The sequence below is a fragment of the Bradyrhizobium sp. 147 genome (assembly GCF_023073935.1).
GTDB lineage: Bacteria > Pseudomonadota > Alphaproteobacteria > Rhizobiales > Xanthobacteraceae > Bradyrhizobium.
Genome location: NZ_JADPKL010000135.1, coordinates 76,570 through 102,375, shown reverse-complemented (window position 1 = coordinate 102,375; position 25,806 = coordinate 76,570). Strand labels below are relative to the sequence as shown.

Sequence of the window (25,806 nt, the reverse complement as noted above, 5' to 3'; positions counted from 1 at the left end):
TTGGGAGGACGCAATGAATACACCCGAATGCTATACTGTCATGGTAGCCTGCGCCTCATGCCTGACGATTGTCGGGTTAATGGCCGTCGGGGCGTGGTGAGCATGACTGCCGCGACACTTCGCTTTTGGCGCTATGGCAGAGACTCTGGCCTAACGTGCGAGATCAACGCGTGCTGAACCGCCGCTCGCGCGCCCTGTACAGATGGTCGCTGATCACTTCCTGCGCCTTTGCCGGATCGTCGAACTCAAGTTGCACGGCGAACGCCACGATGCCCTCTGGCACGCCCTCACGGCCGCGCAGACGCGCGAGATCCTTTTCCGTGGTCACCAGCGTGAGCTGCTCGCGCCGGGCCTGCACCGCGAGTGCGGCGAGCTCGTCATCCGAGAACATGTGGTGATCGTCGAACCGGCGCGTGCGTGCGACGTCGATGCCGCTGGCGCGCAAGCCGCGGAAGAAGCGCTCGGGATCGCCGATGCCGGCGAAGGCGAAAACCCGCTTGCCAAGGAGCTGCGCGAGCGAAGCCGCATGCGGCTTCAGCCGTGCGCGCAGCTCCGGCTTGTCGCGCTTGGCAAGCTCGGCCGCGACATCGTTCGCGGCACGGCCATCGCCGATCAGGACCAGCGCATCGGTGCGCGCGAGCTGCGCCTGCAGTGGCGCGCGCAGGGGACCGGCGGGAAACACCTTGCCGTTGCCGAGGCCGCGCTCGCTGTCGATCACGATCAGCGAGGCGTCCTTGTGCAGACGCGGGTTCTGGAAGCCGTCGTCCATCAGGATCATTGTGGCGCCTTGCGACTTCGCCAGCGCGACGCCCTCGAGGCGATCGCGCGCGACCGCGACGGGGACTTCGCGCGCCAGCATCAGCGGCTCGTCGCCGACGTCGGACGCGGTGTGACGCGCGCAGTCGACCATAATCGGACCTTTCAGGCGTCCGCCATAGCCGCGGCTGAGCACCACCGGGGTCTCACCGAGCTCGCGCAGTAGCTTGGTCAACGCCAGTACGGTCGGCGTCTTGCCGGCACCGCCAACATGGTAGTTGCCGACGCAGATCACGGGAATGCCGGCATCAAAGCCCTGGCGCGCCATGCGACGCGCAGTGACCGCGCCGTAGAGCGCACCCAGAGGACTGAGGACATGCGACTGCGGGGAGCGTGGCCGGTACCAGAAGGCCGGCTCACGCATTGGCGGCTCCCATCTCGATCCGCAGTTGCAACAGGTAGGGCTCGAGTGCCGCCATGGTGCGATCGAGCGCGCCGCCGAGCTGCTCGACCACGCCCTCGCCTGCGCGCTGCATCTTGTCGCGCGCGGTGGGATCGGCCAGCAATTGGCCGAGCTGCTTGACCAGCGCTTCCTGCGTGTCGACCTGGCGCGCCCCGCCGCGCCCGTCGAGCGTCTCGTAGACATCGGCGAAATTGAAGACGTGCGGACCATGGATGATGGCGGCACCGAGCTTGATCGCCTCGATCGGATTCTGGCCGCCATGATGGATCAGCGATCCGCCCATGAAGACGATCGGCGAAAGGCGATAGAACAGGCCGAGCTCGCCCATGGTGTCGGCGACATAGAGGTCGGTCGTCGCCGCCGGCAGCTCCTCGCGCGAGCGCAATGCCGGCTTGAGGCCCGAGGCGGTGATCAGACCCGCGATCGAGGAGCCGCGGTCCGGATGGCGCGGCACGATCACGGTCAGGAGCTGCGGGAAGAAGCCGGCGAGGCTGCGGTGCGCCGCGATCAGCATCTCGTCTTCGCCCGGATGGGTCGAGGCCGCGACGATGATCGGCCGCCCGCGCGTCATCGCCATCAGCCGCTCGAGCCTGGCGGGATCGGCCGGCGGCGCCGGGACGTCGAGCTTGAGATTGCCGGTGGTGAGGACGTCGCGGCCGCCGAGCGCGGCAAAGCGCTCGGCATCCGTCTTTGATTGTGCCAGACAAATGTCGAACCGGGACAGCAGCGCCGAGATGGTGCCGTGCATGCGCCGCCAGCGCGGAAACGAGCGCGGCGACATCCGCCCGTTGATCAGCACCATCGGCACCCGGCGCGCCGCGCAGGCGAGGATCAGGTTGGGCCACAAATCGGATTCGATGAACAGCGCCAGCGACGGCTTCCAATGATCGAGGAAGCGCGCGACGTAGCGCGGGGAATCATACGGCACGTATTGATGGATGACGTCGGGCGGGAAGCGCTTCGCCACCACGGCCGCCGAGGTGACGGTGCCGGAGGTGAGCAGGATGCGCAGATTGAGATCGCGCAGCCGCTCGATCAGCGCTGCCGCAGCCAGAACCTCGCCGACGCTGGCGCCGTGGATCCAGACCAGCGGGCCATGTGGCCGCACGTCCCGCGACAAGCCCCGACGCTCGCCGACGCGCGCGGGATCCTCCTTGCCCTGCTTCAATCGCCGCTTGATCAGCGCGGGCGCGAGCGGCACCAGGCCGGAGGCCAGGCGCTGATACATTCGCAGCGTCATCGGCAGCGGGTCAGGCATCTTCCGGTCCCGGGCGCCCGAGTTGCGCATAGGCGCGGCGGGTCGCCTCGTTCAACGTCTCCTCCAGCTCCAGCCGAAGCGCTTCCATGGTTGCGGCGTCGGCATCCGGTGGAACGTGGATTTCCTTGATGCCGACCAATGCGCCTCGTCCGAATGGCAAATTGATGGTGGTGCGGTCCCAGTTCTTGAGCCGTATGAAGCGGCTGGTCGCCATCGCGAAAGGCATGATCGGCCGCCCCGATTCCCGTGCCAGCATGATGATGCCGAGCCCGGCCACGCGCGAGCGTTTGGGGACATCGGCGGTCAGCGCGACATTACAACCGTCCTGGAGCGTCCGCACCATTTCCTTGAAGGCGCCGACCCCGCCCTTGCGGTGGAAGGCGCCGCCGTGATCGCCGGAACCACGGATGGTGCCGATGCCGAGCCGCTCGGCGGCGATCGCATTGAACTCGCCGTCGCGATGACGGGAGATCAGCACCTTGGCCCGGTACCAATCCTTGTTCTTGATGAAGGGGGTGAGGAAATGCTGGCCGTGCCAGAAGGCGAAGATCGCCGGGATCTGCGGCTCGACGCGGTCATAGACGTCAGGCGGATCGAACCTGAACTTGTTGGTTCGCCAGACCAGACGCAGATATTCAGCCGCCAGGACCCCGACGGCACGCTGAATAAAGCTGCTTCGCAGCGTATTGCGAAGCAGTTTTTTCAACGCGCCGGTTCTTGATTGGGGTCGAGCAGGCGGTGGAGATGGACGATGAAATAGCGCATCTGGGCGTTGTCGACCGTGCTCTGCGCCTTGGCTCGCCAGGCCGCGTGCGCGGTGGCGTAGTTCGGATAGAGGCCGACGATGTCGACATCGTCGAGGTTCTTGAAAGTGTTGTGCTCGAGATCGACGAGCTCGCCACCGATAACGAGATGAAGCAGTTGTTGCGGGGCACTATCTGGCATGGGTTCTCTTCCTAACGGGCTGCCCGGCAAAGCAGTGTTCGACAAGCACGACGAAGCGCTCAGGGCAAGGGGCGGTTTCGAAAATGCGCGACAATGCCCGCATGACGATCGCGTCCCGCTGCCACCAGCACCCCGTGCGCCACTTCCCGGCGGTTATAGAGGATGGGTTCTCCGGAGAGGTCACTCATCTTACCACCCGCTTCCTGCACGATCAAATCGGCCGCCGCAAGGTCCCAATCTTGGCTGTTGCCGCCCGCAAAAGCCGCATCCAGCGCGCCATCGGCGACCCGGCACAGACGCAGCGCGAGCGAGCCGATTCGCGGATGCAGCTTGATCTCGCCGCCCGTGGCATTGAGCCGCTCGACCAGCGGCTTCGGGCCGGCGACGCGCGCGAAGTCGAGCTCGGACCCGGACGTCGCCCGCACCGGCTCGCCGTTCAGCGTTGTACCCTGGCCGCGGACCGCGAAGAAGAATTCATCGCGCGCCGGAGCGAACACCGCGGCAAGCACCGGTGAGGCATCCTCGACCAGCGCGACGCTGACGCACCAATCGTCATGACCGCCCAGATAATTGCGCGTGCCGTCGATGGGATCGACGATCCAGGTCAGTCGCCGCGACAGCCGTGCCGCATCGTCGGCGCTTTCCTCGGACAGCCAGCCATAGTCGGGCGTCGCAGCGCGCAAGCGCGTTTCGAGCAGATCGTTGACCGCGATGTCGGCTTCCGACACCGGCGAGGATGCCCCCTTGATCCACTTCTTCAGCTCGGTGCGGAACATCGATTGCGCCAGCGCGCCTGCGTCCCGCACCGCGTCCTTCAGCAGCGCCGCATCGCGTGTCAGGATGGTCGCATCGGGGGATTGCGCGTCAGCGTCCGCCAAGCGTCAAACCCTCGATGCGCACCGTCGGCGCATTGATGCCGTAGCGGAATTCGAGATTGTTCGCCGGCTGCATCGACTTGAAGATCTCGAACAGATGCCCGGCGATCGTCACCTCGCTGACGGGATAGGTGATCTCGCCGTTCTCGATCCAGAAGCCGGAGGCGCCGCGGCTGTAATCGCCGGTGACGCCGTTGACGCCGGAGCCGATCAGGTCGGTGACGTAGAAGCCTTGGCTGATGTCGGCGATCAGCTCGGCCGGCGTCGGCGTGCCGGGCTCGAGATGCAGGTTGTACGGCCCGGGCGACGGCGAGGAGGAGACGCCGCGATGGGCGTGGCCGGTGGTGGTGAGGCCAAGCTCGCGCGCGGTGGCGCAGTCGAGCAGCCAGGTCGTCAGCACGCCCTCGTCGACCAGCGCGATCTTCTTCACCGCGACGCCTTCGGCGTCAAACGTCTGCGAGCGCAGGCCGCGCTTGCGCAAGGGATCGTCGACGATGCGAATGTTCTTCGCGAACAGCTGCTGGCCGAGCTTGTCCTTCAAGAAGCTGGTCTTGCGCGCGATCGAGGCGCCGTTAATGGCGCCGACGAGATGGCCGACCAGGGAGCCCGCAACGCGCGGATCGAACACGACGGGCACCTTGCAGGTCTCGACCTTGCGCGGATTGTAGCGCGCCACCGTGCGCTCGCCGGCGGACCGGCCGACGGTTTCCGGCGACAACAAATCGGCGCCGTGTGGCGCCGAGGTGAAGTCGTAGTCGCGCTCCATGCTGGTGCCCTCGCCCGATATGGCGGCGGCGGAAATGCCTTGGCTGGAGCGCAGGTAAGAGCCGTGGAAGCCGGTAGAGGTGACGAGCACCATGCCGCCGATGCCGGCGGAAGCCGAGGCGCCGCCGGATTTGGTCACCCCCTTCACGCCGAGCGCCGCAGCTTCGGCCGCAAGAGCGCGGCGCTCGAGCTCAGATCTCGTGGGCAGGTTGGGATCGAGCAGGTCGAGATCGGGGAAGTCGCGCGCGAGCAGCGCGGGATCGGCGAGGCCGACATATTTGTCGTCGGGCGCAACACGCGCCATCGCCACCGCGCGTTCGGCGAGCTTGGTCACGGCATCGCCGCTGACGTCATTGGTCGAGACCACCGCCTGGCGCTGGCCGACCAGCACGCGCAGGCCGACATCGTCGCCCTCGGACCGCTCGGATTCCTCGACGCGGCCGTCGCGCACCTCGACGCCCTGCGAGACGCCGCGCACTGCGACGGCATCGGCTGCATCAGCGCCGGCGCGCTTGGCGGCCTCGACCAGCCGCTGCGCGAGATCGGAGAGCGCGGACTGATCGAACAGGTCGCGATGGGCCTGCGACGACATTTGGGTCGAAAGCGTCGAGCTTGCGGATGGTGAAGAGTTCACGAACGAAATCCTGTTGGGGCGGGCTCGGGACCGGAACCCACAGATGTGCCCTGATGGCGCGGACTTCAAGCATTTTCAGCCCGCCAAAAGCTCAGATTCGCAGCTCTCGCGCAACGTCTCGTCAATCATGCGCGCCAAGGTCTTGTCAATCATGAGCAGCAGTGACGGTGGGTTAACCAGCCTTTTTAAGCGGTTTCGGAAAGGCGCGCGCTAAGGTCCTCGCATCGACCGGGAACATAATCCCGGCGGGGAGAACTAAAGCCGTGAGGCGTCAAACAGCAACATGCGGGGTCGCTCCCGCCGGGTCGAGCCGCTCCTTGCGGCTCGACCCTCTTTCCCTTCCCGTCCGCTTCGATGCGCACGATCCGCGCGCCGACGGACATGTCCGGCAGATCGAGCTTCATCGCGAGCGTGTCGTGCTGCGCCGTGCCGTTCGCGGCATGCAGATGGCCATCAACGTCCGTGTCAGCGACTTCACCGGCGTCGCGCTGCGCGGCAGTGACGAGGTGCAGACCCTCGTGCTCGTGCATCGCGATCCCTCGCTCTCCATTCCGCTGCTGGTCGGCGCCGATGCCGACGAGATCGCGCAAGCCTGGGCGATCTGGAGCGAGATCTTCGCGCTTCCGCAGCTCGACGAAGGCGCACGCAAACCCGCGCCGCGCCGCCGCCGCGCCAATGCGATCCGCGCCCGCCGCCCGAAATTCTTGATGCGCCGGCGCACCGGCATCGCGCGCGAACTCACCGTTCATCAGGGCGAACGCGAGATCATTGCAAGGGATTGAGTGGCAACTACGCCGCCCGTATTGCAGCGTCGGCGAGTAATCCTGCAAATAGCAACAGCCCCGCATCGCGGTTCGACTTGAACAGGCGCAGGCACAGTTCGGGGTCGTGGATCCTCAGCCGCACGATCTGCCACGCCAGATGAACGGCGAAGGCCGCAAGGCCGAGCCAGGCCGGCCAGCCCGCATCACCTGAAGCCAGCGCGACGCCGATCAGCATCACCGCAAAGCCATAGAACAGGATCAGCGCCTGGTGCGTATGCGCGCCGAACAGGCGCGCGGTGGATTTGATGCCGATCAGCGCGTCGTCCTCCGCGTCCTGATGCGCGTAGATCGTGTCATAGCCGATCACCCATGAAATCGCGCCGGCATAGAGCACGAGTGCGGTGACGTCGATGCGTCCGAAGGTGACGGCAAATCCCATCAGCGCGCCCCAGGAGAAGGCCAGCCCGAGCACGATCTGCGGCCACCAGGTGATGCGCTTCATGAAGGGGTAGATCGCGACGATCAAGAGCGAGGCGATGCCGGTCAGGACCGCGAAGCGGTTGAACTGCAACAGCACCACGAGACCGATCAGCGCCTGTGCGACCATGAAGACCAGCGCCTGCTTCGTGGTCACCTGCCCTGACGGCAATGGCCGCGAGCGGGTGCGCTCGACCTTTTCATCGAGGTCGCGGTCGGTGATGTCGTTCCAGGTGCAGCCGGCTCCGCGCATCACGAAGGCGCCGATGAAGAACAGCACGATGGTGAGCGGCAGGCCGCGGATCTCGTGCGCCATGCCGGCGGCGAGCGCCGCCGACCACCAGCACGGCATCAACAGCAGCCAGGAGCCGATCGGACGGTCGAAGCGGGACAAGCGCAAATAAGGCCGCGTCCATCGCGGCGCGAGCGTATCGACCCAGTTGCCTGTAGAGTCGGCAACGCGGGCGGATGTATCGCTCATCGGGTCAGGACGTTGCCGTTGAGCGTATCGAAGGTGCTGCCGCCCTTCTTGCCGGCATTGGCTTCGGGCGCCGAGCCCGAACCGAGCACCTCGCTCAGCGATGGGCCGGCCGGGCGCGCCTGCTGCTGCTGCATCTGCTGCGCGACCATGCAGACCTTCTTCTGCATGGCCTCGGTGTTCTTGTGGCCGGTCTTCATCTGCTCGCCGATCTGCGGCGGGATTCCGCATTTCGCAGCGTGGGACTCGATGTACTTGATCATCTTCAGCTCAGCCTGGCTGAAATTGCCGATCAGCTTGCAGGCCTCGTCCGGCGGCGCATGACGGTCGCTCGCGGCCTTGATCAGCTTGCCGCGCTTCTCGGCCTCCTCGCGGAGCGGAATGAAGGCCTTCATGCAGTCCTCGCCCGGACCGCCTTGCGTCGGCGGAGCTGCGCTGAAAGCGCCGGCACCGCCGATCGGCGCGGCGCCGTTCACGGGAAAGGATGACTGCGGCGCCGTGCCGACGGAGGCAACGGGTGCCGAGCCGTTCACGGGCGGAAAGGCGGAGCTGGTGGCGGCCTGGTTTGGCAGCGGTGCCGGGAACGCGCTTTGCGCATTAGCGCCCGCAGCACCCATGGCGACCATGGCGGCAGTGATCGGAACCATCAGATGACGGATCATGAAGGCAGTCTCTCCGGCAGGAGCTTACGGGGTTCGGCTTCTTCCAATCGAAGCGCAACCAGCGTGTTCGCGTTTTTACGATTCCCGCCGGCGCTTAACAACCCGCTGAATAGGGCAAGAGCGCGGCGCGGAGACGCACCAATTCGGCGATATTTACCCCCAAAAATACTGGCTTCGGTTAAGAACAGCGGCAAATTGGATCTTTGAACTATGCCTTCCCACGATTTTCGCGCCCCTCGCCTGTTCGTGGACGCCCCCCTCGCCCAAGACGCCAGGGTGCCGCTCGACCGCGACCAGAGCAATTATCTGGGCAACGTGCTCCGGCTGGCCGCCGGGGCCGAGGTTTTGGCGTTCAACGGCCGGGACGGCGAGTGGCAGGCTGCCATCGAAGGCCGCAAACGCCCGGATGGCCTCGTGATCCTTCAGCAGACCCGGCCCCAGGACGGGCTGCCTGACGTGGCCTACGTGTTCGCCCCGCTCAAGCATGCCCGGCTGGATTACATGGTCCAGAAGGCCATCGAGATGGGCGCCGCCACGCTTCAGCCGGTCCTGACCCGGTTCACCCAGGCCTCCCGGGTCAACACCGAGCGAATGCGCGCCAACGTCGTCGAGGCGGCCGAGCAATGCGGTATCCTCAGCATCGCCTCGGTGGCCGAGCCGGTGCCGCTGGAGCGGTATCTCAGCCAGCGCGCCGCAGGCCGGTTGCTGATCTTCTGCGATGAGGCGGCCGCGGTCGCAAACCCCGTTCAGAGCCTGCAGAACGCGCGCGAGGCCGGCAAAGGTATCGACGTGCTGATCGGCCCGGAAGGGGGCTTTGCCGAGGAGGAACGGGCGCTGCTGCTGCGGCAGCCGAGAATCCTGCGGTTGGCGCTCGGCCCGCGGATCATGCGGGCCGACACCGCCGCGGTGGCTGCGCTGACGCTGGTGCAGGCGGTGCTGGGCGATTGGGGCAAGTCCACTTGAGCCGGGAATTGCCCACCCGTTAAGCGATTGATCCTTTGGAGGTCGAAACCGCTTTCGGGCCATGCTAAGGGCTGCGGCAATTCCCGTCCCTTCCCTTGCCTGCCCGGTTCCACCGGGACGATGGACCCCTATTATGACCGCGACCGCCACCTCAAATGCTGCCGGCTCCGCCGCCTGGGCGGATACGCTGCTGTTGTCGTTCGCGCAGGCGGGCTATGTCAGGGCCGAGCCCGCCATCCTGCAACCGGCCGAGCCGTTCCTCGACCTCTCGGGCGAAGACATCCGCAAGAGCCTGTACCTGACCACGGACCTTTCGGGCGAGGAGCTCTGTCTGCGCCCGGACCTGACCATTCCGGTGGCGCGCGATTACCTTGCCTCTGGCCGTGCCGGCCAAGCGGCCGGGTTCAGCTATCTCGGCCCGGTGTTTCGATACCGCAGCGGCCAGACCAGCGAGTTTCTCCAGGCCGGCATCGAGTCCTTCGGCCGTCAGGACCGCGCTGCGGCGGATGCCGAGATGCTGGCGCTGGCCCTGGAGGCAACTGCCGCCTTCGGTGTCGGCGACGTCGAGATCCGCACCGGTGACGTCGCGCTGTTCAATGCCCTGCTCGACGCGCTCGATCTCTATCCGGTCTGGCGCCGCCGCCTGGTCAAGGATTTCAACCGCAAGATCAGCCTGGAGCAGGATCTGGAGCGGCTGGCGGCCGCGGCCACCGCGACCCGCAGCGAATATGAGGGCGTGCTCGCTGCGCTGGCCGGCTCGGACCGCAAGGCGGCGCTCGCCTTCGTCACCGATTTGATGTCGATCGCCGGCACCACCAATGTCGGCGGCCGTACCACGGCCGAGATTGCCGACCGCTTCCTCGAGCAATCGACCCTCAAGGGTGGCGCATTGCCGCGCGAGGCGATCACCGTGCTCAAACGCTTCCTGTCGATCGCAGGCAATCCCGACGATGCCGTCGCAAAGCTGCGTGCACTGACTGCGGATGCCAAGCTCGATCTCACATCTGCGATCGACCAGTTCGAGAGCCGGGTCGGCTTCATGGCTGCGCGCGGCATCGACGTGAAGCTGACGCGTTTCTCGACCGCGTTCGGCCGCGGGCTCGACTATTACACCGGTTTCGAGTTCGAATTGCATCACAGGGGTAATGGCGCCGAGCCGCTGGTCGCCGGCGGCCGCTATGACGGGCTGATGACCCAGCTCGGCTCCGTGCAGCCAATTCCCGCGGTCGGCTTCTCGGTCTGGGTAGACGCGCTGGCCAAGATCGGCCGCAAGGTGGGAGCTTAAGTCATGAGCGCGCCATTCGTTCTGGCCGTTCCCTCCAAGGGCCGCCTTCAGGAAAACACCGAAGCCTTTTTCGCCCGCGCCGGGCTCAAGCTGTCGAAGGCCGGCGGCGCCCGCGACTATCGCGGCGCCATCGCGGGTCTCGACAATGTCGAGGTCGCCTATCTCTCGGCGAGCGAGATCGCCTCGCAACTCTCCCGCGGTTTTGCGCATCTCGGCGTCACCGGGGAAGATCTGGTGCGCGAGAACATCGCGGACGCCGACAAGCGCGTGTCGCTGATCGAGGGGCTCGGCTTCGGCTATGCCGATGTCGTCGTCGCGGTGCCGCAGGCCTGGATCGACGTCCGCACCATGGCCGACCTCGACGACGTCACCACCGGCTTCCGCGAGCAACATCACATGCGGATGCGGGTCGCGACCAAGTTCATCAATCTGACCCGCGCCTTTTTCCAGAGCCACGGCATCACGGACTACCGCATCGTCGAAAGCGCCGGCGCGACCGAAGGCGCGCCCGCGGCGGGCAGTGCCGAGCTGATCGTCGACATCACGACGACCGGTGCGACGCTCGCCGCCAATGGCTTGCGGGTGCTCGACGATGGAGTGATCCTGCGCAGCCAGGCCAATCTGGTCGCCTCCAAAGAGGCCGACTGGTCGTCGCAGGCACGCGAGACTGCGCGCGTCATCCTCGATCACATTGCGGCGCGAGCCCGCGCCAACAAGTACCGCGAGGTCCGCACCCGCTTTCGGCAGTGCGACGCCGCCCTGCTCGGCGAGGCCCACAGCCGGTTCGGCGTCGCGGCCCCGTTTGGCGGACCGACCTCGTCAGGCATGCTGACGCTGCACTGTCCCCCGGGCCAGCTCTATGCGCTGGCGAGCTTCCTGCGCGAGCATGGCGCCGAGACCGTCTCGGTGGTTTCGCTCGACTACGTGTTCGACCGGGAGAATCCGCTGTTCGCCAAGCTCGAGGCCTTCCTGGGGCGGTGAGCCTCAGTTTCGTTCAGCGTAGCGACAGCAAACCGCAGCTACCATATGCTGTTGATAAGACCTAAACGCCTTGGAACCTTGAACGATGACGCTGGGCTCTGACGTTTCCGGCATGACGACCACCGCGGCCAGCGCCGCCGCGAAGGGACTGTCGATTGTCGTCCCCGTCTACAATGAGGCGGCGGGCCTCGCCGCCCTGCACCAGCGGATCTGCGAACTCGCGAAGACCTTGCGGCAGCGCTATCGCCTGGCCTGCGAGGTCGTCTATGTCGACGACGGCAGCGCGGATGCGACGCTGTCGATCGCCCGCAGCCTGCCGGCTGACGCAATCGGCGTCCAGGTGGTCTCGCTGTCGCGCAATTTCGGCAAGGAGGCGGCGCTGATGGCCGGCCTCGACCATGCCCGGCTCGGCGCCGTCATGTTCATGGACGGCGACGGCCAGCATCCGCCGGCCCTGGTCGAGCAGCTGGTGCGGCACTGGATCGATGACGGCTACGACGTCGTCTATACCGCCAAGGCGCATCGCGACAACGAAAGCTTCCTGCGCCGGCTCGCCGTGCACGGCTTCTACGCCCTGATCAATTGGGGCGCGCGGCAGAAGATTCCCGAGGACGCCGGCGATTTCCGCCTGCTCTCGCCGCGGGCGGTCGCAGCGCTGAGACAGCTGCCGGAGCGTAACCGCTTCTTCAAGGGACTGGCCAGCTGGATCGGCTTTCGCCAGATCCGCGTCGACTACGAACCGGCGCCGCGCGCCCATGGCGCCACCACCTTCAACGCCGCACGCCTGCTCGGCCTGTCGATCGAGGGCCTGACCTCATTCTCGGTCGCTCCCTTGCGCTTCGCCAGCCTGCTCGGCGTGGTGCTCGCCGGGATCGCCTTCCTGTTCGGCCTCTCGATCCTCTGGGAGGTGTTCACGACTGGCAAGCAGGTGCCCGGCTATCCCTCGCTCGTGGTCGGCCTGATGACCATCGGCGGCGTGCAGCTCATCATGATCGGCATCGTCGGCGAATATATCGGCAAGATCCTCTCCGAGCTAAAGGCGCGCCCGATCTACTTCGTCGCCGAGCACAGCGAAAAGCGCTTCGAGACCGACAACGCCGACGACGCTTCGAAGCGGACGGCGGCCGAATGAGCGCGGCCGCGAGTCTGCGGCGAATCTGGCTCTGCGCCGACGATTACGGTATCAGCGCGGGCGTCAATCGCGCCATCCGCGACCTGATCGAACGCGGCCGCCTCAACGCCACGTCGGTGATGATGGTGGGACCTGCGATCGCGCGCAGCGAGATCGAAGCGCTGGAGGCGGCAGCCAAATCGAGCCCGCATTGCGCGATCGGCCTCCACGTGACGCTGTCGGCACCGTTCCGGCCGCTCACCATGCATTTCCGTCCACTCGACGGCGACATGTTCTTGGCCTTTCCGAAGCTGCTGCGCGCCGCACTGATGCGACGGCTCGACCGCGAATTCTTTCGCAACGAGGTGAAGGCGCAGCTCGCAGCTTTCATGGAAGCATTCGGGCGTGCGCCCGACTTCGTCGACGGCCACCAGCACGTCCAGCTCTATCCGCAGGTGCGCGACGGCTTTGTCGATGCCGTTAGCGAGACCGCACCGAACGCTTGGGTACGCCAGGGCGGCCGCAACCTGCCGCTGGCGCGGCGGCTGGCCTCACCAAAGGCCATGGTGCTCGATATCCTCAGTGCCCAATTCCGCCGCCGCGCCGGCAGCGCCGGCCTCAGCTTCAATCCAGGCTTCGCCGGCGCTTACGACTTCACGCGGGCGGCCGATTTCGGCGCATTGATGCGGCAGTTCCTGGAAGGCCTCCCCGACGGTGGTCTCGTGATGTGTCATCCCGGATTCGTCGATGAAGTCCTTGTTGGCCTCGACCCGATGACGGATGTGCGCGAACGCGAGCACGCTTATCTCGCCAGCGACGCATTCCCACGTCTGCTAGCGGACAGTGGCGTCACGCTGGGGTGAAATCGCCGAAACGGCGGTGCGAGGCAGCTTGTCGCATACCGAAATTTAATCCGGCCGGCACTGTTGGGGCCACAATGGAACCCTACATCTGCCTCGCGCTTGGTTTTGCGCGAAGGAGACAGATCATGACGCCGCAGGAACGCCAGCTCGTCGACGAGCTTTTCGACCGGCTTACCAAACTGGAAAATGCACCGCGCGATCCCGACGCGATCGCCGCGATCTCCGACGGCTTGCGCAAGGCACCCGGTGCGATCTACGCGCTGGTCCAGACCGTGCTGTTGCAGGACGAAGCGCTGAAGCGCGCCCACAGCCGCATCCAGGAGCTGGAAGCGGGGCAGGCGCCCGAGCAGGCGCAGTCCGGCGGCTTCCTAGATACCATGCGTGACACGCTATTCGGCGGCGGCTGGTCGCGCGGTTCTGTGCCGAACGTGCCGCCGCGCGATTCGCGGCCGGTCTGGAACAGCGGCCAGGCGATGCAGCAAGGCCAGCCGGGTTATGGTCAGCCGCCTTACGGACAAGCCTATGGCCAAGGTCCGGGTCAGGGCTATGGCGCGCCTCCTATCGGCGGTGGTGGTGGCTCGTTCCTCGGCACGGCGGCGGCGGCTGCAGCCGGCGTCGTCGGCGGCTCGCTGCTGCTCTCCAGCATCCGCGGCATGATGGGCGGACCGCATCAGCAGGCTTTTGGCGACACCAACGCCTTGGGCGACCGCAGCCCCTGGGGCGGCAGCGATCAGTCGGGCGGCTCGCTCGCGCGCGACGCGGGCCTCAATGACATCGGCTCGAATCGCGACTCCCGCCAGGGCTTCTTCGACCAGGCGTCGAACGACCGGGACAACAACAGCGATCAGAGCTACGACGACGATCGCGACGACAACATGGATCTGGCCGACGACAGCGATTTCGACGGCGGCGACGACGGCGGCAGCGATTACGCGTGAGCAATTCGCCCGATAGATGCGCAGCGGCCGCCTTTAGGCGGCCGTTTTCTTTTGCCGGATAACTCAAGCGCCCTCGCTGCCAGGTCGCGCAGAGAATCCGATCGATACATATGACTAATGCGCCTCTTGTTGCATTGCACGGAGCTGACCGGCCGGACGCGCCGAGTTCACCATGAAACACGAAATCGCCTTCTGACACGCGCGGCCGTAGACTCCCGGATTTCCAAATTTGGACATGGGTGTTCAACTTGAAGAACACGTTGCTCATGCCACACACACCGACGTGGCTGCCTCTCTGGTTATAGTTGGGGTTTTAGAAATGAGTCCACTTCAGCAGCGCATTGCAACCTTGTCCGACATGACAACACATCTCATCACCGAATTGTACGAGTTGGAGGGACTGCACGAGCGTGTCAGGAAGGCGGAGCGGTCGGCGCGGCGGTTGAACCGCTCCGCTCGCACACCGCATTCCCATTCGTCAACTCGTCGTCGCCGCTCGCTTGCCCATCGTCTCGGGTCGACGCGTCACCGCCAGCGAGCATAGACGCTAGCTGAAGGCGTACGCCGGCGGCACGCAACGCCTTCGATGCCGGGCATCGCGAGCTGGCGCGACACGCGGAGTAGTCGGCTCACATCGAGCGCATGACGCTTCACATCACCACGACCTTGGTGCCGACATTGACGCGGCTATAGAGGTCGATGACGTCCTCGTTGCGCATGCGGATGCAGCCGGAGGAGACGTTGGTGCCGATGGTCCAGGGCTCGTTGGAGCCGTGAATGCGATAGAGCGTAGAGCCCAGATACATCGCGCGGGCGCCGAGCGGATTTTCCGGGCCGCCTTCCATGTGCCGGGGCAGATCGGGGCGGCGCGCGAGCATTTCCGCCGGCGGCGTCCAGTCTGGCCATTCGCGCTTGGCCGTGATCGACTTCACGCCCGACCAGGTGAAGCCGGGACGACCCACACCGATGCCGTAACGCATTGCCCTGCCATTGCCCTCGACCAGATAGAGGAACTTGTTCGGCGTATCGACCACGATCGTGCCGGGACTTTCCTTGCCGCTATAGTCGACGAGTTGCTTCTCGAATTTCGGATCGAACGGACGCTGCCGCGGATCGACCGCGTCCTGCTGGACCGCACCTTGCGGAAGCGCGCCTTGCATCTGCGGCTCGCCCATCGGCGGCAGACGGCGCTGGTCGTAATAGGCCGGCTGCTGCTGATACACCGGCCGCTCGGGCGCGTAGGCCGGACCACGACCGGGACCGTCACCGAATAGAAACTCGATGAAGCCGCCGCCCATGTTTGAATTGGAGGCGACGCGCACTGGCGCCTGCGGTATCTGCGGCGCATAGAGCACTGCGGGCGGATCGTTCGGCATCCTGTTGTCGAAGGCGCTGGCGCTGTTTGCGCCCGCAATGACGGTGCAAGCGCTGCCGAGCAGCGCGACGGACATCTTCTTGAACATCGACGTACTCTGTACTGTTTCGTCTAGATCGCATGCCGTGGAGAGCTGGCGGCTGATCCGCGTCCCTCGGCGTGGTCAATAAAAAGCAAAAGCCGTTTTGTTTGGTAAACGGAAGCAGCGTTTGGATTCACCACGTCGTCAAGCGCGGGGCAATTTGGCGATCAGCGTTTATTTTCGGTGAATGCAGCAAGGCCATGGTTAATCGCGTCCTTGCGCGGCGGCGCGACGCCGCGCATCAGTTCCTGCTGTGAACTTCGTGTTAAATCGCTTCTGCCTACAAAGACGCGTGAGTGAGGTGGGGGAGTATCGTGATGGCTGTTCACCGCAAACGTTTCCGTGTCGAAGACATCGTCGGTGGCGAGATGCCGATTCTTGACGAAACCGAAGAGGCAATCCCGATGCACAGCGAGATCATGGCCGAGTTGCGAGCGATCCGCGCACAGATGGCGAAGGGCACTATTCCGCTGTCCGGCAGCGCCGCCATGGCGGCGATCGATGCCTCCACCACCCACGAGCTCTCCGAGGCCCGCACCATGCTCGAGACCTACCGGGCCCAGATCGAGCAGTGCGAGAAGCTGAAGGTCGAGCTCGACCTCATCCACGACGCCATCGACCGCACCAAGCGCGAGATCGCGACGCTGCACGGTAAGAGCTTCGACGGCGGCGAAATGGCCAAGGTCAATGGCGAGCTTGGCGCGGTCGTCGGCGGCACCGAGCAGGCGACCCAGCAAATCCTCGAAGCCGCCGAGTCGATCGACCAGGCGGCCAGCGCGATGTCCAAGGTGCAATCGGCCGATCAGCAGAAGCGGCTCGCCGACGACATCCAGGAACGCGTCATCTCGATCTTCGAAGCCTGCAACTTCCAGGACCTGACCGGCCAGCGCATCAGCAAGGTCATGACCACGATGAAGTTCATCGAGCAGCACATCAATGCGATGATGGAGATCTGGGGCGGCGTCGACGCGATCAAGGCCCATGTGCCCGCGCATGTCGACAACCGCAGCGAGGACGAGAAGCTCCTCAACGGCCCGAAGCTCGCCGGCGACGTCGGCCACGCCTCGCAGGACGACATCGACGCGCTGTTCGACTGAGCGGACGCGAGGATAAGAACGAGACGTCGGCCTTGGGGGCCGGCGTTCTTGTTTTTGGAGACGTCGATCGCGCGCCCTTCTTCCCTTCTCCCCTTGTGGGAGAAGGTGGCGCGAAGCGCCGGATGAGGGGTCTGTATCCGCGAACTCAAATGAAGTTGAATTTCGGGGAGAGAGACCCCTCACCCGTCTCGCCGCTGTCGCGGCGAGCCAACCTCTCCCACAAGGGGAAAGGGGAAAAGTCAATCACGCTCTCGGCGCGCAGCGGACGTAGACCATGTTGCCGTAGCGGGTGGCAGCGTCCTTGTCGATGAAACGGGTGATCAGCACGCGGCCGTCGAAGGAGATGATCTCGCGGTCCTGCTCGCCCGGCGTCGGGCCGGCCGGCCCGATGTAATTCTTGCCGCTCGGGGAGCCCTTCAGCCGCAGCTCCTGCGGGGTCGCCTGGTCGGCCAGATGCATGATCACGCCGCCGGAAGAGCCGGCGGTGATCACATAAGGATTCTTGCACTGGGCCCGGGCGGCCGCCTCGGTGCGGGCCCGGTCGGCCGGATTCTGGAACGAGGCGAGGCCCCAGCGGCCGACGATCTCGTCGGGACGGATCGTTGCGGGCATCTCCGGACCGGTGCCGGGCTCAGCCTCGGGCGGCGGCGAAGACGACGAGAAGGACGGCAGGCTCATGCCGCCGCCGCAGGCGCCCAGCAATAGCGCCAGGCAAGTCGCGGCGGCCAGATTGGCAACCGTGCGCGCGCGAGCTGAATTGATCATGGCATTCCCCCGAACAAGACCATGGCCGCACCCCTGCCGCAGCCAAGCGCAAAACCGCTGCCGGAGCAATGCCGTCGTTTGATACGCCGGCGCCCCGAACGAGTTTCCAATGCCACCATCCTATATCCGCCTCACCAATCGCTTAACCACCTTTGCTTGACAGGATCGCGGCCAAGCCATATTTCCGGGCGCACTATTAGCACTCGGAAAGCCCGATTGCTAAGCGCGCCGTCCGCTCCTCGGCAAGAGGGTGGGCGGAAGCGCCGCCCCAACCCACTTCCACTACTTCCGAAGCGAGCCTCCAAAGGGAAACGTCATGGCTAAATCCAAATTTCGTCCGCTGCATGACCGTGTCGTGGTTAAACGTATCGACGCCGAGGAAAAGACCAAGGGCGGCATCATCATTCCCGACACTGCCAAGGAAAAGCCCTCCCAGGGCGAAATCGTCGCCGTCGGACCCGGCGGCCGCGACGAGACCGGCAAGCTGATCCCGATCGACCTCAAGGTCGGCGACCGCGTGCTGTTCGGCAAGTGGTCGGGCACCGAGGTCAAGATCGAGAACGAAGAGCTCCTGATCATGAAGGAGTCGGACATCATGGGCGTGCTGGCCTAAGACCAACCGCCTGAACGGCCGCTGAATATCCCTACTGTCATGCCCGGGCCTGACCCGGGCATCCATCATTCTTCGCTTGAAGATGGATTGCCGGGTCGAGCCCGGTAATGACGAAGGGAAGCGCGGCAGACACAACACCAAACACGAGAGACTGCAGATATGGCTGCCAAAGACGTCAAGTTTTCCGGAGACGCGCGCGATCGCATGCTGCGCGGCGTCGACATTCTCGCCAACGCCGTCAAGGTGACGCTCGGCCCGAAGGGCCGCAACGTCGTCATCGAGAAGAGTTTTGGCGCACCCCGCATCACCAAGGACGGCGTCACCGTCGCCAAGGAGATCGAGCTCGAGGACAAGTTCGAGAACATGGGCGCCCAGATGGTGCGTGAGGTCGCCTCCAAGACCAACGACCTCGCCGGTGACGGCACCACCACCGCAACCGTGCTGGCCCAGGCCATCGTGCGCGAAGGCGCCAAGGCGGTTGCCGCCGGCATGAACCCGATGGACCTCAAGCGCGGCATCGACATCGCGGTTGCCGCGGTAGTCAAGGACATCGAAAAGCGCGCCAAGCCGGTCGCCGCCTCCTCCGAGGTTGCCCAGGTCGGCACCATCTCGGCCAACGGCGATGCCGCCATCGGCAAGATGATCGCCCAGGCGATGCAGAAGGTCGGCAACGAGGGCGTCATCACCGTCGAGGAGAACAAGTCGCTCGACACCGAAGTCGACATCGTCGAGGGCATGAAGTTCGACCGCGGCTATCTCAGCCCCTACTTCGTCACCAATGCCGAGAAGATGACCGCCGAGCTCGAGGACGCCTACATCCTCCTGCACGAGAAGAAGCTCTCGGGCCTGCAGGCCATGCTGCCGGTGCTCGAAGCCGTGGTGCAGTCCGGCAAGCCGCTCGTCATCATCGCCGAGGACGTCGAGGGCGAGGCATTGGCCACCCTGGTCGTGAACCGCCTGCGCGGCGGCCTCAAGGTCGCAGCCGTCAAGGCGCCGGGCTTCGGCGACCGCCGCAAGGCCATGCTCGAGGACATCGCGATCCTCACCGGCGGCCAGCTGATCTCCGAGGAGCTCGGCATCAAGCTCGAAAACGTCACGGTGAAGATGCTCGGCCGCGCCAAGAAGGTGGTGATCGACAAGGAGAACACCACGATCGTCAACGGCGCCGGCAAGAAGCCCGACATCGAGGCCCGCGTCGGCCAGATCAAGGCTCAGATCGAGGAGACCACCTCGGACTACGACCGTGAGAAGCTCCAGGAGCGCCTCGCCAAGCTCGCCGGCGGCGTCGCGGTGATCCGCGTCGGCGGCGCGACTGAGATCGAGGTCAAGGAGAAGAAGGACCGCGTTGAGGACGCGCTCAACGCCACCCGCGCCGCGGTGCAGGAAGGCATCGTGCCCGGCGGTGGCGTTGCGCTGCTGCGCGCCAAGAAGGCGGTCGGCCGCCTCTCCAACGCCAATGCGGACGTCCAGGCCGGCATCAACATCGTGCTGAAGGCGCTCGAAGCCCCGATCCGCCAGATCTCCGAGAACGCGGGCGTGGAAGGCTCGATCGTCGTCGGCAATATCCTGGAGAACAAGTCCGAGACCTTCGGCTTCGACGCCCAGACCGAGGCCTATGTCGACATGGTCGAGAAGGGCATCATCGATCCCGCCAAGGTGGTCCGCACCGCGCTGCAGGACGCCTCCTCCGTGGCCGGCCTGCTGGTGACCACCGAGGCCATGGTCGCCGAGACGCCGAAGAAGGAAGCGCCGCCCGCCATGCCGGCCGGCGGCGGCATGGGCGGCTTCTAACGCCCATCTCACCTTACAATGTTGCGAAGGCCGCCTCCGGGCGGCCTTCTTTTTTGCCGACCCTGCCCCTCCGCTTTCCGATTCAACCGGCGGCCAAAACCCACTACGGTGGCGCCGATTCTGATGGCTCGAGGATTTCGTCGATGCGCGCGCTCCTGGTTTGTTCGACCGCCCTTTTGGCAGCCTTGCTCGCCGTTTCGCCTGAGGTCGCTTCCGCCCAGATGAAGCTATCACCGAAGGCCACGACGCCGGGTGGAACCGAGACGCGCTATTTCACGTCGATCGACGGGCTGATGGACGGTAATGCCGACGCGATCCTGAAGGAGACGCGTCAGGGTAAGACGGTCACGGCGGCCGTGCTCGACGTCTGCTATCCGATGGCGAAGAATTCCGACCGCAAGGACCGCTTCGTCGTCAATCTTCAGGTTGCAGGCCAGAACCTGACGGGCACGACGCAGAGCCTCGGCGCGAAGGCACCCGTCAGTGTCAAGCTGCTGCGCAAGCAGGTCGGGGACATGTTCGAATTCCGCGGTCAGATCACGATCGGACAGGTCGTGACCGAGGTCACCTCGTCCGACAATTCCGATCTCAGCGAGAAGGAATTCCTGGACAACCAGACCTCCGATGACGGCATCACGCCGCAGCCGAAGGATTTCACCGACGTCTCGCCGGAGGCGATCGCGGTCAAGGTCAAGCTCGATGCCGCGACCGACTTCCTGAAGAGCCTGAAGGGCCAGGAGGTCGAGGTGACGCTGGCCAGCCTCAATGTCAGCTGCGACGCCCTGCGCGCCGGTGAGCAGACCATCAACATGTCCGTCGATCCGGAGCGCGCGGGCGCACGGCTGGCAAAGTTCAAGACGATGCCCGGCGTCACCGCCGCCGGGTGGACCGCGGGCATGACCGAGATGGACCGCACCATCCGCTTCCCCGCCGCCGACTGGCGCGACGGCGACAAGATCAACCGCGACAAGCTCGCGACCGCGGTTGCGGGCGTGCTGAGCAGGACGCTCGCGGCAAAGCCGGTCTCACAGAGCTTCAACCCCGCCACCGGCAAGCTCAAGCTGGTGTTCAAGCGGCCGAACCAGGATCACCCGGCGCTAGAGCTCACCGACACGATCGAGGTCGCAGGGCTCGTTTCGCCCGACAAGCCCGGCACGACCGACAAGCTGATGCTCTGGATCGGCAGCCCCGCGACGACCACGGCCGATGAGAGCGCCGGCGCCAGGCTCAATCTGTCCGACGACGCGAGCCCCGACGAAGAAGGCGATCTGCCCGACGACAACGGCTCGATCGAGGCGCTTGCCAGGGAGCTGAAGGGTCAGCGCTGGGACGCCGACAAGTCGGTGTGGAAGTGACGAAGTCATTCCGGGGCGACGCACCAGCGTCGAACCATGGTGCGCAATCGCGCCCCTGAATCTCGCGCCACAATCTGCAGATTCCGGGTTCACGTTTCGCGCGCCTCACGCTCAATTCCCGTTGACGCGAAAGCGCAGCGGCTTGGGACCGACCAGCGTGAGCACCTCGCCCTGGCGCTTCCAAGTCTCGACGCTGCCGAGCGCGGCCACGAGATCGTCGTCGGCCTGCGCCTTCGCAGGCGGACAGGACCGGTCCTGGATCTGGCCGGGGACGAAGATCACGGTGTTGCCGGCGACCGAGAACTGGCCCTTGCCGCCCTTGCACCAGAGCTCCAGCACGACCTCGCCATTGTCGCCGATCTCGATGTTCGGTATCCGCTTCGACCCGGGCTGCGGCAGCGCTTCCAGCGTCATCTCGGTGCCGAACGGGAACCCCTCCTCGGCACGCGCAAGCGTGGACATCGCGAACATTGCCACTGCCGCACACGTCAATCGTTTGAGCGAAACCATGAGACCTCTCGACCACCTGACTTGCCGCACCTTCTATAAGACGGCGACGCCCTTGAGAAGTTCGCGCAGGCGGATGTAGATGCAAAAATCCCCGCGAGGCGAACCGCGCGGGGATTTGCGTCGCAGCCTGGCGCCGATGGCTACTTCAGCACCAGGGCCGTGAACGGCCAGACATAGGCCTGCAACGTCACGAGCACACCGACGAGGCAGGCGAGCACGATCGAGTGCCAGAACACGAAGCGCAGGATGGTGCCCTCGTGGCCGTACCAGTTGGTCGCAGTGGAGGCGACCACGATGGACTGCGCGTCGATCATCTTGCCCATCACGCCGCCGGAGGAGTTCGCCGCGGCCATCAGGACCGGCGACAGGCCGAGCTGCTCGGAGGTGATCTTCTGCAGGTTTCCGAACAGCACGTTGGAGGCGGTGTCCGATCCCGTCAGTGCGACGCCCAGCCAGCCGAGCAGCGTGCCGAAGAAGGGATAGAGCACGCCGGTTGCGGCGAAGGCGAGACCGAGCGTCGCGTCGACACCGGATAGCCGGGTCAGCGTCCCGATCGCGAGCATCGCCGAGATCGTGATCAGCGAGATCGCGCACAGCCGGATGGTGCGGCCGTATTCGGTCAGGAGCCGGCCGGGACCGACGCCCATCAGGAAGCCGGAGATGATCGCCGCGATCAGCATGCCCGTGCCGGTGAAGGACAGGTAGGTGAAGGCGAACACCGCGCTTTCCTTGGTCGGCCCTGGCGCGACCGGCGGCATCTTGTTGATCATCTGGTGCAGCTCGGGCACGGGATAGTTCCAGGTGAAGATCGAGTTCGCCCAGCCCTTGAAGGCGCCGCTGCCCCAGACCAGCATCACGATGCAGACGATGATCCACGGCAGCAACGCATTAAACAGCTCGCCCTGCGTGAGTGGCGTCTTGTCGAGCGGCTTTGCCGCCGCCATCGTCGAGGCCGATTCGTCGCGGCCGCGCAGCGCCGGCGATAACCAGAGCTGCTTCGGCTGCCACACCTTCAGGAACAGGATCAGCGCGCCCATCGAGATCAGCGAGGCCCCGATGTCGACGATCCAGGGATTGATGTAATTGGAGATGACGAATTGCGGGATCGCGAACGACACGCCCGTGACGAGGATCGCCGGCCAGACGTCCTTCATGCCCCTCCAGCCCGCGAACGCCCACACCACCCAGAACGGCACGATCAGGGAGAAGAACGGCAATTGCCGGCCGACCATCGCACCCAAGGTATAGGGATCGAGCCCGGTGACGGAGGCAAGGCCCTGGATCGGCGTGCCCAGCGCGCCATAGGCGACCGGTGCGGTGTTGGCGATCAGCGACAGGCCGGAAGCCGCGAGCGGCGAGAAGCCGAGGCCGATCAGCACCGCACCCGTGATCGCGACCGGCGTGCCGAAGCCCGAAGCGCCCTCGAAGAATGCGCCGAACGAGAACGCGATCAGCAACAATTGCAGCCGCCGATCTTCGGTGACGCCGCCGACCGCGCGCTTCAAGAGCTCGAAGCGCCCGGTGGTCACCGTCACCTGGTAGAGGAAGATGACGTTGAGGACGATCCAGCCGATGGGGAAGAACCCTGTGACGATGCCCAGCACGGAGGCGCGGATCGACATGTTCGCGGGCATGGTAAAGACGAAAATCGTGATCAGGTTGGTCACGATCACGGCGATGATTGCGGCGATGTGGGCCTGGACGCGCCCGCTCGCGATCAGGACCAGCAGCGTGACGACGGGCACCGCTGCCGCGATCGTCGACAGCACCGGGCTGTGCAGCGGATCATAGATTTGATTCCACATGGTCTTCCTCCCCCACGCATGTTGCGGCAGGCGACTCGCGTGGAGAGCCGATCCTGCTTGACGCTGGAAGCGATAACCCCCGAGCTGGACGCGAATTCCTCGCGAATGCGGCGGTTCCCGTCCGCTCACAAGCTCGCGAAACCCTGTTCACCCCGCCCTGCGCCGTCGAGCCCCATGCTAGGGTTGCAAGCTGCGACAAGCCAACGCAAATTGCAGATCTTGCGACTTTAGTCTAAGCGCGCCCGTTTCCGCCATTGCCTCAGCCATTTGGCTCCGGGCCGTTATGCACATCCCCTCTAGGAGACCCCGCTCTGTGAACAACATCCGCGCCACGCTCGCGATCGTCTGGCGAATCGCCGGCCCCTATTTCCGATCGGAGGACAAATGGGCCGGCCGCGGCCTGCTCGCCGCCGTCATCGCCATGGAGCTGGCGCTGGTGGCGATCAATGTTCTCGTCAGTCAGTGGCAGAACCGATTCTTCAGTGCGGTCCAGGGATATGAATTGGACCGGTTCGTCAGAGAGATTTGGATCTTTCTCGGCCTTGCTTTCACCTTCGTCGCACTGGCGGTCTACAAGCTCTACCTGAACCAGTGGCTCCAGATTCGCTGGCGACGGTGGCTGACGCAGCATTATCTCGGCGAATGGCTGAGCGGCTCGACGCATTACCGCATCCAGCTCAAGGGCGACCCCGCCGACAACCCGGATCAGCGCATCACCGAGGACGTCAAGAATTTCGTCGAGCAGACCTTGACCCTCGGGCTCGGCCTGCTGTCGTCGATCGTGACGCTGGCCTCGTTCGTCGTCATCCTCTGGGGTCTGTCGGACAAGGCGCCGCTGCACATTTACGGCACAGACATCATCGTCCCCGGTTTTCTGGTCTGGTGTGCGCTGGTCTACGCGATCCTGGGTACGGCGCTGACGCACTGGATCGGTGGCCCGCTGATCAACCTCAATTTCGAGCAGCAGCGCTTTGAGGCCGACTTCCGCTTCAACCTGATCCGCGTGCGCGAAAATTCCGAGCAGATCGCACTTTTGAAAGGTGAGAGCGCGGAGCGAGGGAATTTGCTGCAGCGCTTTGGTTTCGTCATCGGCAACTGGTACGCGATCATGAGCCGGACCAAGCGCCTGACCGCCTTCACGGCAAGCTACAGCCAGGCTGCAGTGATCTTTCCCTATGTGGTCGTTGCTCCGGCTTACTTCGCCAAGAGAATTCAGCTCGGCGACATGATGCAAACTGGCTCGGCGTTCAGCAGCGTGCAAGATGCGCTCTCTTTTTTCGTCACAGCCTATCGCTCGCTCGCGGAATGGCGCTCGGTGATTGCCCGTCTCGACGGTTTCGAGATGTCGGTCAAGTCGGCGGCCCACACGGCGACGCGCGAGCCGACCATCGGCGTTGCACCATCGAGCGGCAAGGCAATCGGTCTCGATCAGTTGCTGGTAAAGCTGCCGAACGGCGAGCCGCTTGTTGCGGCCGATGCCTTCGCGATCCAGCCGGCGGAGCGCGTGCTGGTGACCGGGCCGTCGGGCTCCGGGAAATCCACGCTGTTCCGGGCCATCGCCGGAATCTGGCCGTTCGGCACCGGAACCATCGCGATTCCCGAGAAGGCCAAGCTAATGATGCTGCCGCAGCGGCCGTATTTTCCGATCGGCCCGCTCGGCGACGCCGTAATCTACCCCGCAGGGCGTGGCGCGATCGCACCCGAGAAGATCGCAGAGGCGCTGAACGCGGTCGGCATGCCGCGGCTGGCAAAGCGGCTCGACGAGAACGGTCACTGGAATCGGATGCTCTCGCTCGGCGAGCAGCAGCGCCTCGGGCTCGCCCGCGCGCTCTTGCATGTGCCGGATTATCTGTTCCTGGACGAGGCCACCGCCTCGCTCGACGAACCCTCCGAGGCCCGGCTCTACCGGCTGCTCGCTGAGAAGCTACCGCAGACCACCATCGTCTCGATCGGCCACCGCTCGACGCTCGACGCTTTCCACACCCGCAAGGTGGCGCTGGTGAAGGACGGTGCGATCCACGTCCTCGGCGGCGAACGGGCTGCAGCGGAGCCGAGCGCGGCGCGTTGAGGCGCAGGGCAATCCCTACTGCGTTCTCGTCAGAACGGATGCCGAGTCTGCCTCGCGACAAGGCGCCAGCGGCTTTTCACCGGTGTTTCTGCGTCGCCACGGCCGGGCTTGCCCCGGCCATCTACGC

The 25,806-nt window shown here is 65.2% G+C and carries 24 protein-coding genes; 12 read left to right on the top strand and 12 right to left on the bottom strand.

Features of this window, described 5'->3' with window-relative positions:
- Positions 1 to 163: 163 nt before the first annotated feature.
- The 6 genes from lpxK to IVA87_RS31535 are packed head-to-tail and all read right to left on the bottom strand — an operon-like array spanning position 164 to position 5,654.
- On the bottom strand, positions 164 to 1,180 hold the full coding sequence (gene lpxK / locus IVA87_RS31560) for a tetraacyldisaccharide 4'-kinase (protein WP_247336854.1): 1,017 nt from the start codon (positions 1,178 to 1,180) through the stop codon (positions 164 to 166).
- Complete coding sequence (locus tag IVA87_RS31555) at positions 1,173 to 2,477, bottom strand: 3-deoxy-D-manno-octulosonic acid transferase (RefSeq protein ID WP_247299382.1); 1,305 nt, start codon at positions 2,475 to 2,477, stop codon at positions 1,173 to 1,175. The genes lpxK and IVA87_RS31555 overlap by 8 nt, the downstream gene beginning before the upstream one ends.
- Positions 2,470 to 3,183, bottom strand: coding sequence for a lysophospholipid acyltransferase family protein (locus IVA87_RS31550; protein ID WP_247277594.1), 714 nt, complete (start codon positions 3,181 to 3,183; stop codon positions 2,470 to 2,472). Before IVA87_RS31550 ends, IVA87_RS31555 begins: the two co-directional genes overlap by 8 nt.
- Positions 3,180 to 3,422: a DUF4170 domain-containing protein gene (locus tag IVA87_RS31545; protein WP_027575891.1), complete on the bottom strand. Its 243-nt coding sequence runs from the start codon at positions 3,420 to 3,422 to the stop codon at positions 3,180 to 3,182. Before IVA87_RS31545 ends, IVA87_RS31550 begins: the two co-directional genes overlap by 4 nt.
- Before the next feature lie 59 nt (positions 3,423 to 3,481).
- Entirely contained in the window at positions 3,482 to 4,300 is an 819-nt protein-coding gene (locus IVA87_RS31540; protein WP_247299380.1) for a 3'(2'),5'-bisphosphate nucleotidase CysQ, read from the bottom strand.
- Positions 4,287 to 5,654 carry a TldD/PmbA family protein gene (locus tag IVA87_RS31535; RefSeq protein WP_247336894.1) on the bottom strand — a complete coding sequence of 456 codons (1,368 nt, stop codon included), beginning with the start codon at positions 5,652 to 5,654 and terminating at the stop codon, positions 4,287 to 4,289. Before IVA87_RS31535 ends, IVA87_RS31540 begins: the two co-directional genes overlap by 14 nt.
- Positions 5,655 to 5,959: 305 nt before the next feature.
- Between IVA87_RS31535 and IVA87_RS31530 the strand changes: the two genes are divergently transcribed.
- Positions 5,960 to 6,478: a DUF6101 family protein gene (locus IVA87_RS31530; protein WP_247299378.1), complete on the top strand. Its 519-nt coding sequence runs from the start codon at positions 5,960 to 5,962 to the stop codon at positions 6,476 to 6,478.
- Positions 6,479 to 6,485: 7 nt separating this feature from the next.
- Here IVA87_RS31530 and ubiA read toward each other — a convergent pair whose 3' ends face one another.
- Entirely contained in the window at positions 6,486 to 7,418 is a 933-nt protein-coding gene (gene ubiA / locus IVA87_RS31525; protein ID WP_247299376.1) for a 4-hydroxybenzoate octaprenyltransferase, read from the bottom strand.
- Entirely contained in the window at positions 7,415 to 8,077 is a 663-nt protein-coding gene (locus IVA87_RS31520; protein WP_247299374.1) for a hypothetical protein, read from the bottom strand. The genes ubiA and IVA87_RS31520 overlap by 4 nt, the downstream gene beginning before the upstream one ends.
- 210 nt (positions 8,078 to 8,287) lie before the next feature.
- Here IVA87_RS31520 and IVA87_RS31515 point away from each other — a divergent pair, with 210 nt between their 5' ends.
- The 6 genes from IVA87_RS31515 to IVA87_RS31490 all read left to right on the top strand — a co-directional run bounded on the left by IVA87_RS31515 (position 8,288) and on the right by IVA87_RS31490 (position 14,218).
- Positions 8,288 to 9,040 (top strand): 16S rRNA (uracil(1498)-N(3))-methyltransferase, encoded by a 753-nt coding sequence (locus tag IVA87_RS31515; RefSeq protein WP_247299372.1) that lies wholly within the window; start codon positions 8,288 to 8,290, stop codon positions 9,038 to 9,040.
- Positions 9,041 to 9,173: 133 nt separating this feature from the next.
- Complete coding sequence (locus tag IVA87_RS31510) at positions 9,174 to 10,325, top strand: ATP phosphoribosyltransferase regulatory subunit (protein WP_247299370.1); 1,152 nt, start codon at positions 9,174 to 9,176, stop codon at positions 10,323 to 10,325.
- A 3-nt stretch (positions 10,326 to 10,328) separates the two neighbouring features.
- Entirely contained in the window at positions 10,329 to 11,306 is a 978-nt protein-coding gene (hisG, locus tag IVA87_RS31505; RefSeq protein ID WP_247336851.1) for an ATP phosphoribosyltransferase, read from the top strand.
- A gap of 85 nt (positions 11,307 to 11,391) precedes the next feature.
- Entirely contained in the window at positions 11,392 to 12,438 is a 1,047-nt protein-coding gene (locus IVA87_RS31500) for a glycosyltransferase family 2 protein (protein ID WP_247277602.1), read from the top strand.
- A complete protein-coding gene (locus tag IVA87_RS31495) occupies positions 12,435 to 13,280 on the top strand; it encodes a ChbG/HpnK family deacetylase (RefSeq protein WP_247299367.1) in 846 nt (281 codons plus the stop codon). The genes IVA87_RS31500 and IVA87_RS31495 overlap by 4 nt, the downstream gene beginning before the upstream one ends.
- A 125-nt stretch (positions 13,281 to 13,405) precedes the next feature.
- The gene (locus tag IVA87_RS31490; RefSeq protein WP_247336848.1) at positions 13,406 to 14,218 is read left to right on the top strand and encodes a DUF2076 domain-containing protein; all 813 of its coding nucleotides are present in this window, start codon (positions 13,406 to 13,408) and stop codon (positions 14,216 to 14,218) included.
- Positions 14,219 to 14,868: 650 nt separating this feature from the next.
- On the opposite strand, the gene IVA87_RS31485 is transcribed toward IVA87_RS31490, so the two are convergent.
- On the bottom strand, positions 14,869 to 15,681 hold the full coding sequence (locus IVA87_RS31485) for a L,D-transpeptidase (RefSeq protein ID WP_247299364.1): 813 nt from the start codon (positions 15,679 to 15,681) through the stop codon (positions 14,869 to 14,871).
- 311 nt (positions 15,682 to 15,992) lie between these two features.
- Between IVA87_RS31485 and IVA87_RS31480 the strand changes: the two genes are divergently transcribed.
- Positions 15,993 to 16,772, top strand: a complete 780-nt coding sequence (locus tag IVA87_RS31480) for a protein phosphatase CheZ (RefSeq protein WP_247277606.1) — start codon at positions 15,993 to 15,995, stop codon at positions 16,770 to 16,772.
- Between the two features lie 243 nt (positions 16,773 to 17,015).
- Here IVA87_RS31480 and IVA87_RS31475 read toward each other — a convergent pair whose 3' ends face one another.
- Positions 17,016 to 17,537, bottom strand: a complete 522-nt coding sequence (locus IVA87_RS31475; protein ID WP_247299362.1) for a hypothetical protein — start codon at positions 17,535 to 17,537, stop codon at positions 17,016 to 17,018.
- A 316-nt stretch (positions 17,538 to 17,853) separates the two neighbouring features.
- On the opposite strand from IVA87_RS31475, the gene IVA87_RS31470 reads away from it, so the two are divergent.
- From IVA87_RS31470 to IVA87_RS31460, 3 genes are all read left to right on the top strand, one after another.
- Complete coding sequence (locus IVA87_RS31470; protein WP_247299361.1) at positions 17,854 to 18,150, top strand: co-chaperone GroES; 297 nt, start codon at positions 17,854 to 17,856, stop codon at positions 18,148 to 18,150.
- A gap of 159 nt (positions 18,151 to 18,309) precedes the next feature.
- Entirely contained in the window at positions 18,310 to 19,941 is a 1,632-nt protein-coding gene (gene groL, locus IVA87_RS31465; RefSeq protein WP_247299360.1) for a chaperonin GroEL, read from the top strand.
- Between the two features lie 143 nt (positions 19,942 to 20,084).
- Complete coding sequence (locus IVA87_RS31460) at positions 20,085 to 21,296, top strand: hypothetical protein (protein WP_247336845.1); 1,212 nt, start codon at positions 20,085 to 20,087, stop codon at positions 21,294 to 21,296.
- A gap of 111 nt (positions 21,297 to 21,407) precedes the next feature.
- Here IVA87_RS31460 and IVA87_RS31455 read toward each other — a convergent pair whose 3' ends face one another.
- Together IVA87_RS31455 and IVA87_RS31450 are read right to left on the bottom strand one after the other, a co-directional pair.
- Complete coding sequence (locus IVA87_RS31455) at positions 21,408 to 21,806, bottom strand: META domain-containing protein (protein ID WP_247299358.1); 399 nt, start codon at positions 21,804 to 21,806, stop codon at positions 21,408 to 21,410.
- Positions 21,807 to 21,946: 140 nt separating this feature from the next.
- Positions 21,947 to 23,611, bottom strand: coding sequence for an L-lactate permease (locus tag IVA87_RS31450; RefSeq protein WP_247299357.1), 1,665 nt, complete (start codon positions 23,609 to 23,611; stop codon positions 21,947 to 21,949).
- A gap of 313 nt (positions 23,612 to 23,924) precedes the next feature.
- Here IVA87_RS31450 and IVA87_RS31445 point away from each other — a divergent pair, with 313 nt between their 5' ends.
- Entirely contained in the window at positions 23,925 to 25,679 is a 1,755-nt protein-coding gene (locus IVA87_RS31445; protein WP_247299356.1) for an ABC transporter ATP-binding protein/permease, read from the top strand.
- The last annotated feature ends 127 nt before the right edge of the window (positions 25,680 to 25,806 follow it).

Coding starts and splice junctions, on each gene's coding strand:
- lpxK (WP_247336854.1), bottom strand. CDS start 1,180: ATGCGTGAGCCGGCCTTCTGGTACCGGCCACGCTCCCCGCAGTCGCAT.
- IVA87_RS31555 (WP_247299382.1), bottom strand. CDS start 2,477: ATGCCTGACCCGCTGCCGATGACGCTGCGAATGTATCAGCGCCTGGCC.
- IVA87_RS31545 (WP_027575891.1), bottom strand. CDS start 3,422: ATGCCAGATAGTGCCCCGCAACAACTGCTTCATCTCGTTATCGGTGGC.
- IVA87_RS31535 (WP_247336894.1), bottom strand. CDS start 5,654: ATGTCGTCGCAGGCCCATCGCGACCTGTTCGATCAGTCCGCGCTCTCC.
- ubiA (WP_247299376.1), bottom strand. CDS start 7,418: ATGAGCGATACATCCGCCCGCGTTGCCGACTCTACAGGCAACTGGGTC.
- IVA87_RS31520 (WP_247299374.1), bottom strand. CDS start 8,077: ATGATCCGTCATCTGATGGTTCCGATCACTGCCGCCATGGTCGCCATG.
- IVA87_RS31515 (WP_247299372.1), top strand. CDS start 8,288: ATGCCTTCCCACGATTTTCGCGCCCCTCGCCTGTTCGTGGACGCCCCC.
- IVA87_RS31510 (WP_247299370.1), top strand. CDS start 9,174: ATGACCGCGACCGCCACCTCAAATGCTGCCGGCTCCGCCGCCTGGGCG.
- hisG (WP_247336851.1), top strand. CDS start 10,329: ATGAGCGCGCCATTCGTTCTGGCCGTTCCCTCCAAGGGCCGCCTTCAG.
- IVA87_RS31500 (WP_247277602.1), top strand. CDS start 11,392: ATGACGCTGGGCTCTGACGTTTCCGGCATGACGACCACCGCGGCCAGC.
- IVA87_RS31495 (WP_247299367.1), top strand. CDS start 12,435: ATGAGCGCGGCCGCGAGTCTGCGGCGAATCTGGCTCTGCGCCGACGAT.
- IVA87_RS31490 (WP_247336848.1), top strand. CDS start 13,406: ATGACGCCGCAGGAACGCCAGCTCGTCGACGAGCTTTTCGACCGGCTT.
- IVA87_RS31485 (WP_247299364.1), bottom strand. CDS start 15,681: ATGTTCAAGAAGATGTCCGTCGCGCTGCTCGGCAGCGCTTGCACCGTC.
- IVA87_RS31480 (WP_247277606.1), top strand. CDS start 15,993: ATGGCTGTTCACCGCAAACGTTTCCGTGTCGAAGACATCGTCGGTGGC.
- IVA87_RS31475 (WP_247299362.1), bottom strand. CDS start 17,537: ATGATCAATTCAGCTCGCGCGCGCACGGTTGCCAATCTGGCCGCCGCG.
- IVA87_RS31470 (WP_247299361.1), top strand. CDS start 17,854: ATGGCTAAATCCAAATTTCGTCCGCTGCATGACCGTGTCGTGGTTAAA.
- groL (WP_247299360.1), top strand. CDS start 18,310: ATGGCTGCCAAAGACGTCAAGTTTTCCGGAGACGCGCGCGATCGCATG.
- IVA87_RS31460 (WP_247336845.1), top strand. CDS start 20,085: ATGCGCGCGCTCCTGGTTTGTTCGACCGCCCTTTTGGCAGCCTTGCTC.
- IVA87_RS31455 (WP_247299358.1), bottom strand. CDS start 21,806: ATGGTTTCGCTCAAACGATTGACGTGTGCGGCAGTGGCAATGTTCGCG.
- IVA87_RS31450 (WP_247299357.1), bottom strand. CDS start 23,611: ATGTGGAATCAAATCTATGATCCGCTGCACAGCCCGGTGCTGTCGACG.